Source organism: Carboxylicivirga linearis (assembly GCF_018271995.1).
Lineage (GTDB): Bacteria > Bacteroidota > Bacteroidia > Bacteroidales > Marinilabiliaceae > Carboxylicivirga > Carboxylicivirga linearis.
In genome coordinates, this window is sequence record NZ_JAGUCO010000014.1 from 94,275 (window position 1) to 110,650 (window position 16,376).

Here is a 16,376-nt window from a genome sequence, read left to right on the forward strand (position 1 = left end):
ATCACACATCCAAACATCAAAATATAATGACAAAAGGATTAACCATAGTTATAACAGGTAACGGAAAAGGAAAAACAACCTCGGCTCTGGGAATGCTGATGCGCACTCTTGGACATGATAAAAAAGCCTGTGTGATTCAGTTTATGAAATCACCCGACTCGGGTTATGGAGAAATAACCATGATGAATCGTTTGGGTGTTGAAAATTATCAGGCTGGCGCCGGATGCACCTGGACAGTATCAAAAGAAGACACCATAGAAACCGTTCATTCGGCATGGGAACTGGCTCAACACAAGGTACTATCTGATGGATATGATATGATTATACTGGATGAAGTAAATATAGCCTTATCTTTGCCTGAAAAATTTGAAGATACTGTAATTACGTCCGACGAAGTCATTGAACTGATCAAACAGATGAGGAAACAATTTCCGCAACGTCATCTGGTGTTAACCGGAAGATATGCCTTACCCGAAATTATTGAAGCGGCTGATCTGGTATCAGAAATTAATGAGATTAAACACCCGTACAAGAAAGGCGTAACAGCCCAGGCTTGCATTGAATTTTAAAAAAATGAAAAGTAAAATACTTTATATACTTGCATTACCTCTATTTCTGATAGCATGCAATTCAAACAATTGTAAAACAGATAAAACAATTGAGTTTACCGACTCATACGGTAAAGAATTAAAATTGGAGGATACACCTCAACGTGTTATATCATGTTCGCCTGCCATTACCGAAGTGATGTTTGCCTTGCATGAAGAAAAAAAACTGGTTGGACGAACCAGCTTTTGTGTGTATCCACCCGAAGTTGAAAACGTTCCGATAATAGGAGGTTTAATGGATCCTTCACTGGAAGTGATGATTCAGCTGAAACCCGACCTTGTAATGGCATCAACGCACTTTAAGAAAGAAACGGCTCACCGCATAGAGCAATTAGGAATGCCCTTTGCCTGGCTTTTAAGTCAGGAATCCATTGGTGGTGCCGGCGATTTGATACTGAATATTGGCAAGCTGATTGGTGAAGAAGAAAAAGCCGACTCGCTATGGAATTACATTCAATCCGACATAGCCAATACAATTAATAAGCTTCCTGCAACAAATGAAAAACCAACTGTTTATTATGCTGTTGGCTATGGTAAAGGAGGCGATTTTACTGCTGGTGGCGATACTTTTATTTCGGAGTTGATTAACAAAGCCGGAGGTATTAACATAGCCCAGGATGTGAATGGTTGGAACTACAACCTGGAAACCCTGATGCAACAAGATCCGGATATTATTTTAATTGAACCTTCGATGAAAAATGCTTTTTGCCAACATGAGCATTACAAAGAATTAAGTGCAGTAAAGAACAATCGCGTTTATGCAGTTGATCATCATATGGTACAACTGAATGGGCCCCGTATTAATCAGGCACTTCGTACTTTTGCCGAAATATTCTATCCTGAAGTAAAGTTTTAAAGTAGAGATTTTTTTCTTGCAACCCCAGAAATGTGTAGGCAGTCCATGCCGAAAAAAATGCAATCCTACAGCTCTGCACATAGGTGTGAGTTACCGGAACGAATTCCTACAGCTATAAGGGTAGGTTGATGGCACCGGGTATGCATGGCTGAAGCTGTACACTGCCATTGTCGATACCTGACATGCATATCTACAGCTGTAGAAGGCCATTGTGGAAACCCCAAACCTATTCCTACAGCCGTAGACAATCCTTATCGGTACTCAAATTGCATCCCTAGTGCTGTAGAAACTCATTCTTAACACCCGGTATACAGCTATAAAATAGGAGAAATCTATTTACACATATTACCCACACATATTCAACACAATAACTCCTAAAAGCATTTTATATTTGTCCTTCCCCGCGTTAAAACTCCACCTATTAGAAACAATACTCCACCGTTTTTTTAATTTTACAATCAATCTTTGTAAGTAGGAGACAATCTACCTGCTTAAATACTTTTTAAACAAATACAAGAATAGTATTTAAGTTTTTTTAATTGTAGAAATCACTCCCTTAAATAAAATGAAAAACTAACATTTATATTCACTAAATGAAAAATCAAAAGCTAAGTATCCTTGAAAAGATCGGATATGGTTCGGGAGACGCAGCGGTAAACGTTGTGATTTCGTCGATGTTCTTAATTATTACGTATTTCTACACCGACATTTTTGGTATTAAACCTACACATGTAGCTTTAATGTTTTTACTAGTCAGAGGTATTGATGCCATAAGTGATCCACTAATGGGTATTATTACCGACAAATACAAATCGGAAAAATGGGGTCGTTTTCGTCCTTATTTCTTGTATCTGTCTGTTCCTTTTGGGTTGGCTGTATTTTTCACTTTCTCAACACCCGATCTGGAATATGCCGGCAAGTTAATATATGCCTATGCAACTTACATTTTTGTAACGCTAATGTTTACCTCGGTAACCATTCCATACATTTCGCTTATTGGTGTATTAACAAGTGATCCTAAAGAACGTCTATCAGCCAGTGGCTACCGCCTTTTCTTTGCAAAAGTAGCTGCATTTGGTGTTTCCATTTTAGTACCAATTATGGCTAAATATGTTGGAGAGATTGATTGGACAACCTTTACCATAGATGGTTTAAGTTTTACCTACGACAAGCTGGAAAAAATCAACCTTAGAGTAGGCTACCAGGCTTCGATGGGCGTTATGGCATTTATCGGAACCATCTTATTTTTATTCTGTTTTTTCACCACTACTGAGCGGGTTGAACATGAAGTTGAAAAAACTCCATACAAAGAACAATTAAAGTATTTGTTTAGAAACAACCAGTGGGTGCTACTTTTAGGTTCATGCCTATCGGGTACAACCGGATATGTAATCAGAGCCTCTGTTGCCATGTTTTATGCCAAATACTATTTAGGTGGTGACGAAATAGTGCAATCTACTTTTATGGGTACAGGTGTGGCTGCAGCCATATTAGCAATGCCTGCATCAACTTTAATAACCAAACGTTTTTGTAAGGTTAAATTATTCTGGATGTCGCAATTTGCTGTTGGAGCAATTAGTATTTTGATGTTTGTTTTAGTGCAGCCTCAACCACAAAGTATGATGCTGGCCTATGTCATGTATTTCATCCTTTCGTTTGTTGTTGATGTGCATGCTCCAATCTTCTGGACAGCTATTGCCGAAGCTGTTGATTATGGACAAGCCGAAACGGGTGTACGTGTTTCTGGTTTAGCCTTTGGAGGTATCTCATTTGCTCAAAAAGCCGGAATGGGTATTGCAGGAGGTGTAGTAGGTCTGTTACTTTCGTGGTTCGGATATATAGCTGCAACACCTGAAACTCCGGATCCTGCACAAACAGAAACAGCTCTTTTAGGTATTTCGTTAATGCTAACCATAATACCAGCCGTGTTCCATGTTATAAATGGAGTATTGATCTATCGATACAAGATTACCGATAAATATTACGAAACAATAAAAGCAAAAATTCATATTTAAGATGGCAACATACAGCAACAAACCTTTGGTGGAGCAACGTGCCGATCCGTTTGCATATAAGCACACCGATGGTTATTATTATTTCACAGGTTCGGTACCAACATACGACAGAATTGAACTAAGGAGATCTAAAACCCTGGAAGGGTTACAAAATGCCGAGACTTTTGATGTTTGGTTTAAGCACGAGTCAGGACCGATGAGTCGTCATATTTGGGCACCAGAAATACATTACCTCGATGGAAAATGGTACGTTTATTTTGCAGCCAGCGAAGAAGAAGATATTTGGGCGCTGAGACCTTACGTATTAGAATGTAAAGGTCAGGATCCATTAAAAGATGAATGGGTTGAGTTAGGTATGATGCAAGCTGCCGACGAGGATGAAAAATCATTCATAGATTTCTCACTGGATGCTACCATCTTTGAAAATAACGGAAAGCGCTATTTCTGTTGGGCAGAGAAAACAGGCGGACAGTTTGCTGCTTCTAACCTGTATTTAGCCGAGATGGAATCGCCTATTAAACTGAAGACCGTTCAGTTCATGCTTACCACCCCCGATTACGATTGGGAACGAGTTGATTTTTGGGTGAATGAAGGACCTGCTGTTATTAAAAATAACGGAAAGATTTTCATCACCTTCTCAGCAAGTGCTACAGGTGCCTGTTACTGCATGGGAGTGATGGAAGCAGATGAAAATTCAGATTTGCTAGATAGAAACTCTTGGAAAAAATCAAGATATCCGGTACTGGAAACTGATTACGATAAAGAAATATACGGCCCAGGTCATAACAGTTTTACTGTAGCTGAAGATGGCGTTACACCTTTATGTATCTATCATGCCCGCGATTACGAAAAGGCAGTGGGTGATCCGACCGTTGTACCTAAAACTGACACTCGTCCATTGGAAGAAATTGTGGCTGATCCTTTATACGATCCAAACCGTCATGCCAGGGTTATGGAAGTAACATTTGATGCCGACGGAAGACCTGTATTCGAGTTTAATTAAACTTACTGATTCCTTGTAAAGAGTAATCAATTAGTAGATTCAAATAGTTTGTAGAAAGGTGGAGCAATCCACCTTTTTTTATGCTATTTTTTGAGAAGAGAAAGGGCCCCTCGTCAGAAACAATAATTCTTCTATCTTTGCAGCTTCAAATCAATTAATAGAAGATGGTTCAGATAGATGATAAGATAGTAAGCACCGATATTTTCACCAAACGTTTTGTTTGTAATTTATCAGTGTGTAAGGGTGAGTGTTGTGTTGAAGGAGAATCAGGTGCTCCGTTAGAAGAGGAAGAGACTGCTATTCTGGAAGAAATCTATCCTATTGTAAAACCTTATTTGAGCCCTAAAGCTATTGAGGGAATTGAAAAACAAGGTAAATGGGTTGTTGACATGGATGGCGATAAAGTAACGCCAATCATCAATGGTAAGGAATGTGTTTATACCTATTTTGATGAAGAAGGCATTTGTAAATGTGCCATCGATAAAGCTCACCAGGAAGGTAAAATCGATTTTAAGAAACCGATCTCTTGTCACCTCTATCCTATTCGTACAGTCAGATATCCTGATTTTGAAGCACTAAATTATCATACATGGCCTATTTGTGCTCCTGCTCGCGAGTTAGGAGGCCAATTAGGTGTACCTATTTACAATTTCCTTAAAGAACCTATCATCCGAAAATATGGTGAGGCTTTTTACGATGAATTGGTTGATGTAGATAAGACACTGAAAGAACAGGGGGTGATTTAAGCTCATCCCATTTGATTATTTATGGTCCAACAAAAGAGCTTTTACCTCATTTTTCTTAAATCGCGATACCGGAACCTGAACTCCATCTTTCATCACCAAGACTCCACCATCACTTTTAATATAAGAGCCCAGGTATTTTATATCGTTACTGATGATACTATGGCTTTTCATTATTAAAAATAAACACCCCTCAATTATACCATTCGTTATTAAGTACTAAAAGACCCTATTTCCTCGAAACACTCTATTATCATTTAATAAAAGCTTCACCACTCAGGAAATGAACCTTTCAGCATTTAATAATTGCTCTACGCAAATAGTATTAAAGCTTTTAATATTTAATAATTCAGTGTTTACTCAAGGAGTGAAGGTTTTATCATTTAATAATTGCTCCACTATAAGGGTGGTGAACCAATTAGCATTTATTAATGGCTTGTTTTTTTAAGGCACTAATATCGGAGGCAAAAGTATTATACAAGAGTTGAAATCAAAAACTAATTCTTCAACTATCGATGGTCATAAAACAAAAACGGCAGCCCATTGGACTGCCGTTTTTCTATATAATAAAGCTCGATATTAGCTTAATTTAATCAATGATTTTCCGGTCATTGCTTCTGGTTGTTCAACACCCATCAACTGAAGGATAGATGGAGATACATCAGCTAACACACCGTTTGAAACTTCACCTTTTTGTTCAGTTACCCAAACAAATGGTACCGGATTCAATGAGTGAGCTGTGTTTGGTGAGCCATCAGGGTTTACTGCGTTATCGGCGTTACCGTGGTCAGCAATAATAATTGCTTCGTAATCGTTAGCCTTCGCTGCTTCAATTACACTTTCAACACAGTCGTCAACCGCTTTTACAGCTTTTTGAATGGCTTCGTAAACTCCGGTATGACCTACCATATCGCCGTTGGCAAAGTTCAAACAAATAAAGTCATACTTTTTGTTGTTCAACTCAGTTACCACTTTATCTTTTACTTCGAAAGCACTCATTTCTGGTTGTAAGTCGTAAGTTGCTACTTTAGGTGAGTTAACCAAAATACGATCTTCTCCTTCGAAAACAGCCTCGCGACCACCAGAGAAGAAGAATGTAACGTGAGCATATTTTTCAGTTTCGGCAATACGTAATTGCTTCAAACCTGCTTTTGAAACTACTTCACCAATGGTTTCTTTTACGTTTTCTTTATCGAAAAGAATATGTAAACCTTCGAAAGTTGCATCGTAAGGTACCATTGTGCAATAGTGCAATGGAATGGTTTTTAAACCATGCTCAGGCATATCTTTTTGAGTTAATGCAATGGTTAACTCTTTAGCACGGTCGTTACGGAAGTTGAAGAAAACAACTACATCACCTTCTTCAATTTTACCGTTAACAGAAGTATTAACGATAGGCTTTATAAACTCATCTGTTACTTCAGCATCGTATGAAGCCTGAATAGCATCTAATACATTGGTAGTTTCTGAACCAACACCTGAAACCATTACATCGTACGCTTCTTTAACGCGCTCCCAACGGTTATCGCGGTCCATAGCGTAATAACGACCAGTTACTGTAGCCACAGCACCTGTCGATTTAGCCATGTGATCTACTAATTCAGTCATGAAACCTTTACCACTGCGAGGGTCAGTATCACGACCATCCATGAATGCATGTACAAAAACATCATTTAAATCGTATGATTTAGCAACATCTAACAAAGTGTGGATATGATCCTGGCTACTGTGTACACCACCTTTACTCATCAAACCTAGTAAGTGTACTTTTTTACCGCTTTCTTTAGCGTAAGCATAAGCTTCAGACAATGCTTTGTTTTCAGCAATTGAACCATCAGCACAAGCACGGTTGATTTTTACCAAATCCTGGTATACCACACGACCGGCACCAATGTTTAAGTGACCTACTTCAGAGTTACCCATCTGTCCGTCAGGCAAACCTACGTTTTCGCCAGAAGCTTGTAATTCTGAATAAGGATATTTAGCTAATAATGAATCCCAGTAAGGAGTTTCTACTTGTGAAATTACGTCTGATTTGGATTTATCTCCAAATCCCCATCCGTCTAAAATGACAAGAATCGTCTTTTTACTCATGTTATGATATTTTATTTTTCTATATTCTTTTCTTTCTGTCTATTATAAAAAGCTGCGCAAAAATACTTAATTAGTATTCAATGTAAAAATGTACAGCCATTTAAATAACAACCAAATTGCTTTCTGAAGAAAAACAATGGCAGACATCTTTGGTTTATTAGTATTAAGCATTAAATCGTTAAATCTTCTTAATGGGATATGAATGGTAGAGGCAAAAAAAATGAGCAAACAATTATAGCCTGCTCATCTTTAACTCATATTTTTAAATTTACTTCTTAACAATTATCGGATACAAGAAAAAATACCGATTGGTAAAATAATACTTTCTAAAAACGGGTGTCTCAATCCATCCCAACTTCACAAAAATCGCCGTAATAATAAGTATTGTTAGCATTGTATTCTTAGATTATTTGGTTACTGTTCATAGTCTAAAACGTCAGTATAAATCAAAAAGTTTCAAGGTTTTAATGGAATTAAATTTAATTAACAGATGCTAACTTTTTTACGAAAACACATTTTAAGAATTCTATCAATTGATAGTTTAGAAAAGTGATAAGCAAACTTCTGCCTTCTGGCTATATTACTAATCAACCAACAAGATTTTAAATCCTCAACTAACATTATTATTTTCATGCTCTGAAAAAACAACTAAGAATGGATGTAAAAATTGAAGCAAGCTGGAAAGAGTTATTAAATGATGAGTTTGAAAAAGATTACTTCAAGAATCTGACAGACTTTGTAAGAAGTGAGTATAAATCGCAAACCATCTTTCCGCCAGCTGCCAAAATATTTAACGCTTTTGATCTGTGCCCGGTTGAATCAACCAGAGTAGTAATTTTAGGTCAGGATCCTTACCATGGTCCGGGACAAGCACATGGACTTTGCTTCTCGGTAAACGATGGAGTAAAAATTCCACCATCGCTAGTAAACATTTATAAAGAGATTCATGCCGATTTAGGAAAATCCATTCCTCAAAGTGGAAACCTGGAACGCTGGGCAAAGCAAGGAGTTTTACTCTTAAATGCCACCTTAACAGTAAGAGCCCATCAGGCAGGTTCGCATCAGAAAAAAGGATGGGAAGAATTTACCGATAGTGTTATTAAAACCATTGCACAGGAAAGAGAAAATATCGTATTTCTGCTTTGGGGTGCTTATGCCATTAAAAAATCAGCATTAATTGATAAAAGCAAACATCTGATTTTAACTTCTCCTCACCCATCACCTCTATCTGCTCATAGAGGCTTTTTAGGAAACAAGCATTTTAGTAAAGCTAATGAATATTTGGCTCAGAAGGGATTAAATCAGATTGAGTGGTAATATTAGTTTGTTAGGTTTTAGGCAGTAGTCAGTAGAACCTTCTACCATATTTTTCTACTACCATAATAAATGAATTTGTTATTACTTAAGGACTCAAGCGCTCCTTCGACAAGCTCAGGCAGCGCTGTATTTCATCTCTACAATTGAAAATTGGTCAATTGTAAAATCTAATAATTACTTCGGTCTTTCATCAGTGCTTGATAAAAAGTGCCTAGTGCTAAGAAGCACCACCGATTCTGAAATCAAACTGCAGGCTTTTTTGTAAATAATTACCTGAGCACCTAATACAAGCTGTGATCCACTATATTATAATGTGACTTGTTTTTCAATTGAACAACTCGACAATTCAACATCTAAACATCATATATTTTAAATCCCTCTAATTTCTATCTTCTAACAGCTAATTTCTGCTTAATGGTTTAATCTCTAATCTTCCCTCTTGTTAATAACATTCTCAAACGCTTGCACAATATCATCACTCACGGCCAGTTTTCCATTAATCAAGCTGGTTGTGGTTATTACACCTTTTAAACAAAGCTTCTCGTCAGATAAACGATAAATATCCTGATAGAAAATATACTTCACTCCTTTATGCTCCACTCGGGTGCGCACCACAAATTTTTCATTACTACTCAAAGGTGTTTTATAAGCTAAATCGGCACGTGCCACAACAGCTACCACCCCTTTATCGAACAGTGCTTTAAAATTCAATCCTATTGTATCTAAAAACTCATGACGTGTATGCTCCAGGTAATTCTGATAAACCGAATTATTAACTATCCCTTGCAGATCACATTCATAATCGCGCACCTTAAATTCCAGTTCAAAATCGTAATTCATCTATGTTGTTTTACCGATTAACATATGGCAAACATAATACATTAAATTATATTTCATTTCTCTATCAGTACTTATACCTAGAGTAAATTAAGTCTACCTTAATATTACTAACACCTTATTTTCAAATAATTAAAGTTAAATCTAAAATCCCATGTTAATTTTTCCAGACCCCTATATATTCATTTAGTTAAGCCTGCTACAACCCTATTTTTTCATCTCTCAGGCAATATATATTTGCAGTGCTTTTAAGAACAAAAGAGCCTATCCTAATTATTATCTACGATTAAATATCCTAGTCCCAACACAGGAATAGAATTAATATTAAGAGGTTTTAATAATGAATTTCAAAAAAAATCTAGTGCTTTTAATAGTGCTAATTAAGAGTGGTATGTTACTTGCCCAAAACGGAACATTAAAAGGGAAAGTAACTGACAAAGTAACAAATGAAGAATTGGTTGGTGCCGCCATAGTGATAGAAGGAACAACAACCGGAACCATCACCAATTTTATGGGAGAATATGAGATGCCGCCGCTAGAAAGGGGCACTTACACCATTCGTGTTCAATACATATCGTACGAATCACAAATAATAGAAGGTATTAAAATTTCAGCCGGCGAAACTACCACTCTTGACTTTCAGCTGGGAACGGCTGAAATGGATTTAGAGGAAGTAAAGGTAGTTGCTAAAGCTAACCGCGAAAGCGAGAACCTGCTGCTGTTAGAACAAAAAAATGCCGTCATGGCAGTACAAAGCATAGGTGCACAAGAGTTGTCGCGTAAAGGTGTTGGCGATGCAGAGGGAGCTGTAACCAAGATGTCAGGGGTATCGAAGCAGGAAGGAGTTAAAAACGTATTTGTACGAGGATTGGGCGACAGAACCATTGCCACCACTCTTAACGGCTTTCCTGTTCCATCCGAAGACCCACGATATAAAAACATTGCATTGGATATGTTTCAATCTGATATAATCCAATCGGTTGGAGTTGAAAAGGTGTTTACATCCAACAAAACAGGGGATGTGGGTGGAGCCATTATTGATGTATCAACAAAGATTCTACAAACCGACAATGAATTAACCATCAACGCATCGGGAGGTGCCAACTCTCAATCGGTAAATGATAATTTTATTAAGGTTGATGGTGTTAACCGCTTAGGCTTTGCCAATATTTACGATGGACCTTCCGGCGGTAAACTTCCAACTTCCTACAATTTTGAAAACAAGATAGATCCTTCTAAAGCGGCCTACGTGGGAAATCAGAGTTATACTGTTTCGGCAGGAAAGCAATTCGAAATCAACAACAATCCATTATCCGTTTTTGTGTCAGGTTCATTTAATCAATCGCTAACACAACAAGATGGAAGTCAGCGAAACATGATTAATGACGGAACCATCTATAAAGATATTGATTTTGAAAAATTCGATATCAACACCAATCATATGCTGATGGCTAATACCCATTACCGCTGGGGTGATGGCAACAATGTTTCATACAATCTATTGGCCATTCATACCAACTCTCAGTTTTTTGCCGAACTGGAAGGATACGACAATGAGGCATTGCAATCAGGTGCCGAACGCGATTCATTATTATTACACCGCCAACAGATAAACGACAATCTTTTATTAGTTAATCAACTTTATGGTAATTTTAAATTGAATGAAAAATGGGAAATGAAAGCCGGAGTGGCAATCAATACGGTTAAAAGCTTCGAGCCCGACCGCCGTATTAACTTCCTTTATCTGAATGATGGTCAATATCAAACTTACACCCGCAAGGGGATGAACCAACGTTTCTTTTCTGATTTAAACAGTAGCGACATCAACTCACGCTTGACTTTTAAATACAAACTGAACGACCATTACAACCAACTTTCAAACTTATCATTTGGATACACCAACCGATTGACAAAAGATACTTTCAACGGGATTCAGTATGAACAACGGCTTCAAAATACCGAAACTATCTTTTTCAATTCTAAAGAAAATGTATCATTTGATTATATCTATAATTCCGATCGTTTTGATGCCGGACAAATACATCTGGAGCGAATCCATAGCTTCTACGATGTACAGAAGTACGTTCATTCTGTCTTTGCCAACGGTATGTACCAGCTTAATTCCAATCTGTATTTAATGGGTGGACTAGGTGTTGATTACGTGGATATTTTGGTTGATTACGCCGGAGAAGTGGCAGAAGATGGCTCATTAAACGGTAGAAGAACCAACCGACTTGAAAAGTTATTCTTTCTTCCGAGTGCTAATCTAAAATATGATGTGAACGAAACGAATTCGCTTCGCTTTGGAGTTAGTCGAACTTACACCATGCCTCAATCGAGAGAACTTTCTCCGTTTGAATACATTGGCATCACATTTAAAGAACGAGGAAACGAAAATCTGATTCCGGCCACCAATAATAATCTGGATGTAAAATGGGATAATTATTTATCGGCTGGTGAAATAATTTCTGTTGGTGCATTTTACAAACTCATTCAAGATCCAATTTCACGTTATAGCTCCAACAATGCAGGAGGTTTCTTATTGTACGAAAACGTCGGTGATGTAGCTGTAGCAAGTGGTGTTGAATTCGAACTTCGTAAAAACCTTTTTAATAAGATGAATGGTGATGCCAGCATCAATAATAAATTGAGTTTTGGTTTAAATGCATCCTACATCTACACCAATGTAAAACTGCATGTAAGCCCAAGCTCTCAACCTACCGAAGCCAACTCACAGTTAGAAGGAGCGGCTCCAGTCATTATCAATTCAGATTTATCATATACTTATAAAAAAGCCAATCGTTCGGTAACCGGAGCAGTTGTTTTTAATTATTTCAGCGACCGTATTTATTCCATCGGTTACGACGGTATGCCCAGCCTTTGGGAAAAAGGAATTCCTACACTGGATTTTGTGCTATCAGGCAAACTAAACAAGCATCTTGGAATCTCTGCCAAATGCAACAATGTACTAAATCCTGAATTCCAGTATTACCGCGATATGCCATCAGGCGACCGTGTTGAAATCGAAAACTATAAAAAAGGTATGACGATTAGCCTTGGTTTGAATTACTCATTTTAAAACACAGAATACAAATCTTTAATTTAAAAAATTGACAAAAATGAAAAAGCTATTATTTTCTTTATCCTTAGCCCTTCTGGCTTTAAGCTCATGTAACGATGATGACCCAACAAACAATACGGGTGTTATTGATGGCAACTTAATAAAAGGTGATGTTGTAGAAGATCTGGAGTTAGATCCAACCGTAGATTGGGTACTGGACGGAACACTTAGTGTAAAAAAAGGTGCAAAATTGACCATCCCCGCAGGAACAACCATTAAAGCAAAATCAGGATTTTATAGCTATATTATGGTTGAGCAAGGTGGGCAGATTTTCATCAACGGAACTGCAGAAGATCCTGTTACTTTAACATCTAATGCAAGTACTCCAAAAGCGGCAGATTGGGGTGGATTGCATATCAATGGTTATGCTCCTATCTCAGGTGCAACCGAAGGAACCACTAATAAAGCAGAAGTTGATGCCAGTTTAGAATATGGAGGAACCGATGCTAACGACAATTCAGGTTCTATCACTTACTTAAAATTAATGTACACCGGAGCCCGCTCTTCTGCAGATGTTGAACACAACGGTTTAACTTTAAACGGAGTTGGTAACGGTACCACAATTGAAAATATTTACATCCCTTACGGTGCTGATGATGCCATTGAATGGTTTGGTGGAACAGTTAATGTTAAAAACCTTTTGGTTGTTAATCAGGATGATGATATGTTCGACGTAACCGAAGGATGGTCGGGTACACTTGAAAATGCATTCGGAATTTGGACCGAAGGATTCTCTTCAACAGAGGCAGACCCTCGTGGTATTGAAGCTGACGGTAACATGGACGGAAATGGACCCGATCATGTTGGACAATCAGATTTTACAATGAAAAACATTACCATCGTTAATAACTCAGGCACTCCTAAATTCTCTGAAAGTGAAGATGGAAACAAAGGATTACGCGAGTTAGTAAAAATCAGACGAGGTGCAACTGCAACCTTGGAAAACATCTTATTGAAAAACGGTGATTGTGATGTATTAATCGATTTCCAGGATAGCAAACACGATGGTGAAACTTCATCAGTTATAACTTACACTGTTGAAAATGTGAGTTGGGATGAAGATAAGTATGGAGAAACAGGTGTTAGAATGCCGGAAGCAGGTGATGCAACAGTTAATAAAGTTGAAGGTAACACAGGTTGTCCAAACCCGGAAGAATTATTTGGATGGACAGGTTTTACTGAGTGGAACTAATTCTTAGATACAATTCAATAACTGCAATAACCTCCCAAATTTAGGTTCAAAGGTCAGCCACAAAAGCTGACCTTTCTTTATTCTGTTATTTCATTAGTTTGAAAGTGAATCATTCTCATCAGCTTCCTTATTAACAGGATAAATATGCAAATCGCGCTGTGGGAAAGGAATGGTAATATTAGCCTCTTTAAAGGCATTATCAATAGCCACACCCACTTCACTTTTTATCTTTAATCCTTCATCAAAATGAGTCCAGAACATTACTCTAAAATCCAATGAACTATCACCAAATCCTTTGAAAATAATAAACGGACTAGGATTTTTCATCACGCCCTCTTGCTGGGTAACAACATTATCTAATATTCCAAGAACTGTTTTTAAATCGGTTCCATAGCTTACTCCCACTAGTAATTCTTGACGACGCCTTCGATCTGACAAAGTCCAGTTTACCATTTCATTCGAAATAAGATTACCATTGGGAACAATAACCTCTGCCCCATCAAAAGTTCGTATAACACTGGCTCGGATACCAATTTCTTTCACTTCTCCCATCAGGTTCAAGCTACTTATTTGCAACACATCTCCTACTTGAATCGGTCGTTCAAACGCTAATATCAATCCTGACACCAGATTATTAAAGATATTTTGTAATCCAAAACCAATACCCACACCCAAAGCACCAAAAATGATAGTGATATTACTAATATCAATACCGGCAGCTCCAAAAGCCAGAATAAATCCAAATGCAAGAAGTATCAATCGAACCAGCATTGTAATAGCCCCACCTAAACCGCGTGGTAATTCAAAATGAGTATAGACCTCATCTTCCAAAATAAACCTTATAAATCTCGAAATATAAATAGTAACGGTAAGGGTAATTACAAATGAGAAAATATTACCTAATGAAAAACTAAATGATTCCAACTCCAACTTACTTGTTAGTATAGCTGATATCCATTCATATATTGGAGAGTAAATAAGATACCGTTTAGCTGCAGCAATTAACCAATAAATAACTGCGCTATAAGTAAGCAACTTAAAACTCCATTTAAGAATTTCATCCGGAAAGTTTCTGAATACATTCAAATCCACCAAAATACGATGGCGTACAATTAATTCGAATATACTTTTGATTACTTCTACAGAAGAGAAAATTATTAATCCACCATATACAAGAGCTATAGCACCATTAAATAAAATTATCGACAAATAATTATTACCAATTACGTTGATTATAACCGATAGACTAACTGAAAACAAGCCAACCAGTAAAATCCTCTTGCTAAATAGTTTATACTCGTCTGTTTTTACTTTAATGTTTTGTTTTAGCCATTTCCAAACGGACGCAAATATAAAAGTACATAATACTGCATTTACTAATACAAGTAGTCTACTTAGTATAACGAAACTGCTGAATAAGTCGGTTAATACGATAAAAAGAAAAACAAGGGCAGATAAATAGAAAAAACGATTCGGCAATTGACTCCAAACAAATGGCAATATTCGAAGAAGAGGAATTATTAAAAGTAACTTTAAAACATCTTTTATTTCGGGTGTTAAATCTGGAAAAAATATTAATAGAAGCAGACTAGAAAACAGAAATGAAGATGATATAGTTTTGGATATAAATATATACGGCAATTTAATACTGGCACTTTCTAAAAGCTCATCATTACTATTTAATTTCTTTTTTACGAAAACAAAAAGTGAAATAAACAGTGAAAAAATGATGATATAAATTAAACTACTATGTATCAACGAATCTTTATGACTCACAATAGAACTTCGTCTAAGTTCCAGAGTATTAATGATTCGTTTTTTAATTGAAAGACTATCCTTATCGTTTTTAAAAGCCGACCACAATGGAGGACTATCTGATGAATATATTTGAGTTCTCAATCTTTCCAAAAGGTTATTGATATTCATCAGAACTTCATCAATAAATAAAATCGCTCCTGTAATTTCATCCTGCTTTGTTAAAGCTGAATTATTATACTGATCAACTTTACTTAACAAGTTTTGCAAATCAGCAATATTGCTTTCAATTCGTTTTATGACAGGATCCGGGCTACCTTGTTCTTTCTGAATCTTATGCGTTTCATTCCACTTTTGAATTAATTCCTGAATTTTACTTTTATAAATATTTAAGTTGGTTGATGTCGCTGATAATTCCTTTCTGGCTTCTTCCAGATTAGATTTCAAATTCAACAACCGATCGTTTAACTCTTCGGTCTGCCTGAAATCTAAATTAGAAAATGACTCATATGAATAAGTATTTCTATAATCTTTAACTTTCTCCAATCGATCCTTTGCAAGTGAATCGATCTCATCCTTATCTTTTAACCCTTCGAGTTCTCCTTTAACATTACGTATAAACGACTGCGTTTTTTCCGTCTCTGCACCAATATTAACAGTTGAAAAATAACCTTTTTCGGTTTCAACAGAATCTTTTTCTAATAAATTAACCTGAGAAAAAGTGGTGACTGAAAGGAATATACTAACAATTAACAAATAGAATTTTGTCATTTTTATAGTCATAAGTAAGTCTAATATTAGATTTCTTTTTAGGTGAATGCGACGGACATTGTCA

General features: G+C 36.8%; 12 protein-coding genes. 8 read left to right on the forward strand and 4 right to left on the reverse strand.

What is annotated here, in order from left to right; all coding sequences use genetic code 11:
* The first annotated feature begins 26 nt into the window (after window positions 1–26).
* From KEM10_RS15705 to KEM10_RS15725, 5 genes are all read left to right on the forward strand, one after another.
* Window positions 27–569: a cob(I)yrinic acid a,c-diamide adenosyltransferase gene (locus KEM10_RS15705; protein ID WP_212216983.1), complete on the forward strand. Its 543-nt coding sequence runs from the start codon at window positions 27–29 to the stop codon at window positions 567–569.
* 4 nt (window positions 570–573) lie between these two features.
* Complete coding sequence (locus KEM10_RS15710) at window positions 574–1,464, forward strand: ABC transporter substrate-binding protein (RefSeq protein ID WP_212216984.1); 891 nt, start codon at window positions 574–576, stop codon at window positions 1,462–1,464.
* 593 nt (window positions 1,465–2,057) lie between these two features.
* Window positions 2,058–3,479: an MFS transporter gene (locus tag KEM10_RS15715; protein ID WP_212216985.1), complete on the forward strand. Its 1,422-nt coding sequence runs from the start codon at window positions 2,058–2,060 to the stop codon at window positions 3,477–3,479.
* A 1-nt stretch (window position 3,480) separates the two neighbouring features.
* Window positions 3,481–4,482, forward strand: coding sequence for a glycoside hydrolase family 43 protein (locus KEM10_RS15720; protein WP_212216986.1), 1,002 nt, complete (start codon window positions 3,481–3,483; stop codon window positions 4,480–4,482).
* 164 nt (window positions 4,483–4,646) lie between these two features.
* The gene (locus KEM10_RS15725) at window positions 4,647–5,228 is read left to right on the forward strand and encodes a DUF3109 family protein (protein WP_212216987.1); all 582 of its coding nucleotides are present in this window, start codon (window positions 4,647–4,649) and stop codon (window positions 5,226–5,228) included.
* 15 nt (window positions 5,229–5,243) lie between these two features.
* On the opposite strand, the gene KEM10_RS15730 is transcribed toward KEM10_RS15725, so the two are convergent.
* Window positions 5,244–5,399 carry a hypothetical protein gene (locus tag KEM10_RS15730; protein ID WP_212216988.1) on the reverse strand — a complete coding sequence of 52 codons (156 nt, stop codon included), beginning with the start codon at window positions 5,397–5,399 and terminating at the stop codon, window positions 5,244–5,246.
* 405 nt (window positions 5,400–5,804) lie between these two features.
* Window positions 5,805–7,319, reverse strand: a complete 1,515-nt coding sequence (gene gpmI / locus KEM10_RS15735; RefSeq protein ID WP_212216989.1) for a 2,3-bisphosphoglycerate-independent phosphoglycerate mutase — start codon at window positions 7,317–7,319, stop codon at window positions 5,805–5,807.
* A 654-nt stretch (window positions 7,320–7,973) separates the two neighbouring features.
* Between gpmI and ung the strand changes: the two genes are divergently transcribed.
* Window positions 7,974–8,636, forward strand: a complete 663-nt coding sequence (gene ung / locus KEM10_RS15740) for a uracil-DNA glycosylase (RefSeq protein ID WP_212216990.1) — start codon at window positions 7,974–7,976, stop codon at window positions 8,634–8,636.
* A 426-nt stretch (window positions 8,637–9,062) separates the two neighbouring features.
* On the opposite strand, the gene KEM10_RS15745 is transcribed toward ung, so the two are convergent.
* Window positions 9,063–9,476: an acyl-CoA thioesterase gene (locus KEM10_RS15745; RefSeq protein ID WP_212216991.1), complete on the reverse strand. Its 414-nt coding sequence runs from the start codon at window positions 9,474–9,476 to the stop codon at window positions 9,063–9,065.
* Window positions 9,477–9,813: 337 nt separating this feature from the next.
* Between KEM10_RS15745 and KEM10_RS15750 the strand changes: the two genes are divergently transcribed.
* Both KEM10_RS15750 and KEM10_RS15755 read left to right on the forward strand, forming a co-directional pair.
* Window positions 9,814–12,552 (forward strand): TonB-dependent receptor, encoded by a 2,739-nt coding sequence (locus KEM10_RS15750; protein WP_212216992.1) that lies wholly within the window; start codon window positions 9,814–9,816, stop codon window positions 12,550–12,552.
* 40 nt (window positions 12,553–12,592) lie between these two features.
* The gene (locus KEM10_RS15755) at window positions 12,593–13,786 is read left to right on the forward strand and encodes a hypothetical protein (RefSeq protein ID WP_212216993.1); all 1,194 of its coding nucleotides are present in this window, start codon (window positions 12,593–12,595) and stop codon (window positions 13,784–13,786) included.
* Window positions 13,787–13,879: 93 nt separating this feature from the next.
* Here the strand turns inward: KEM10_RS15755 and KEM10_RS15760 are convergent, their stop codons facing one another.
* The gene (locus KEM10_RS15760) at window positions 13,880–16,312 is read right to left on the reverse strand and encodes a mechanosensitive ion channel domain-containing protein (protein ID WP_212216994.1); all 2,433 of its coding nucleotides are present in this window, start codon (window positions 16,310–16,312) and stop codon (window positions 13,880–13,882) included.
* Window positions 16,313–16,376 lie beyond the last annotated feature (64 nt).

Bases quoted from the DNA above. Each gene is read 5' to 3' on its own strand.
- KEM10_RS15705 (WP_212216983.1), top strand. From the start codon at position 27: ATGACAAAAGGATTAACCATAGTTATAACAGGTAACGGAAAAGGAAAA.
- KEM10_RS15750 (WP_212216992.1), top strand. From the start codon at position 9,814: ATGAATTTCAAAAAAAATCTAGTGCTTTTAATAGTGCTAATTAAGAGT.
- KEM10_RS15760 (WP_212216994.1), bottom strand. From the start codon at position 16,312: ATGACAAAATTCTATTTGTTAATTGTTAGTATATTCCTTTCAGTCACC.
- KEM10_RS15725 (WP_212216987.1), top strand. From the start codon at position 4,647: ATGGTTCAGATAGATGATAAGATAGTAAGCACCGATATTTTCACCAAA.
- KEM10_RS15720 (WP_212216986.1), top strand. From the start codon at position 3,481: ATGGCAACATACAGCAACAAACCTTTGGTGGAGCAACGTGCCGATCCG.
- gpmI (WP_212216989.1), bottom strand. From the start codon at position 7,319: ATGAGTAAAAAGACGATTCTTGTCATTTTAGACGGATGGGGATTTGGA.
- KEM10_RS15745 (WP_212216991.1), bottom strand. From the start codon at position 9,476: ATGAATTACGATTTTGAACTGGAATTTAAGGTGCGCGATTATGAATGT.
- ung (WP_212216990.1), top strand. From the start codon at position 7,974: ATGGATGTAAAAATTGAAGCAAGCTGGAAAGAGTTATTAAATGATGAG.
- KEM10_RS15710 (WP_212216984.1), top strand. From the start codon at position 574: ATGAAAAGTAAAATACTTTATATACTTGCATTACCTCTATTTCTGATA.
- KEM10_RS15730 (WP_212216988.1), bottom strand. From the start codon at position 5,399: ATGAAAAGCCATAGTATCATCAGTAACGATATAAAATACCTGGGCTCT.
- KEM10_RS15755 (WP_212216993.1), top strand. From the start codon at position 12,593: ATGAAAAAGCTATTATTTTCTTTATCCTTAGCCCTTCTGGCTTTAAGC.
- KEM10_RS15715 (WP_212216985.1), top strand. From the start codon at position 2,058: ATGAAAAATCAAAAGCTAAGTATCCTTGAAAAGATCGGATATGGTTCG.